Annotated in this window: 1 protein-coding gene; it reads left to right on the forward strand. The window is 59.2% G+C overall.

Going from position 1 to position 965, the window contains the following annotated elements:
• The coding region (locus GWQ22_RS21580; RefSeq protein ID WP_275931639.1) for a replication initiation factor domain-containing protein at nt 1-965 on the forward strand (965 nt) is incomplete at both ends.

The following is a 965-nucleotide window of genomic DNA, read 5'->3' on the forward strand; positions in this document are numbered from 1 at the left end:
CGCATTGTCTGCCCCGCCCATTGAGGGGTTGCGCTACCTGTGGAAACGTCCGGTGGGGTTTGCCCCCCTCGCCCGCTTCGACAAGGTGACTGAACGGCTCTATGGCAAGGCTGAGCGGTTGGGCGTTGCCCCTGCCCCTGCTGCCCTGGCACCGGTGTACGACAAGGCCACCGAGCGGTTGAGCCTCAAGGGGGTGCCCAAGTCCCCTGCCCCGGTCTTTACCCCTTCCATGACCCAGATGATGGAGCATGCCCTGCATTCCAATTACAAGTCACGGGCCGACATGCGCAAAGAGCTCAAAGCCGTTTGCGCTGAGCTGCTCAAGTTTTCAGAGTTTGAGGTGGTCGAGGGTGCCAAGTATTGGGAAGCGTACAACGACTTGGTGGACAGCTACGGCGTCCAGTTCCTGGACACCCTTTGCTGCGCCGAGTTGGAAACATGGCTGGAAGAGCTGAACGCCCGCATCGGGGTTCCTATCCCTGAGCCACGTTTCACTATGCGCCCTCGCCGCTCCGGTCTGCATGGCTATGCCAATTCTGCCGATCTGCTGTGTGATGGCCTGCCCTGTGGCCTGATTGGTTGGGGCGCTGCTAACCATGGCTGCATGGTGAGTTTTTCCGGCGTGGGTTGTGCGGCCCTCGACTTGCCCGCGCTGCACTCCGTTATCTCTCACATCCCGTCGGTGCGGATCACCCGCGTGGATTTAGCCCTGGACGATTACAGCGGCGACCACATCAGTTACCAGGGCGCGATCACTGCCGCTGAGGCTGGCGAGTTTCACCCGCAACGGGGCCGTGCCCCTTCCTGGATGAAAATAGAATCCGGTGAGTTTGTGATCGCCGAAATATCCAAGGGCATCGCCAAGCGGTTTGGCATGGCACCGACCAAAGGTTGCTCTTTTTATGTGGGCAGCCGGATCAATGGTAAATGCGCTCGCATATATGAGAAGGGAAAACAAATGCAAT

Origin of the sequence: Aeromonas sp. 1HA1, assembly GCF_029237385.1 — a bacterium.
In the GTDB taxonomy this organism is placed as follows: domain Bacteria; phylum Pseudomonadota; class Gammaproteobacteria; order Enterobacterales; family Aeromonadaceae; genus Aeromonas; species Aeromonas popoffii.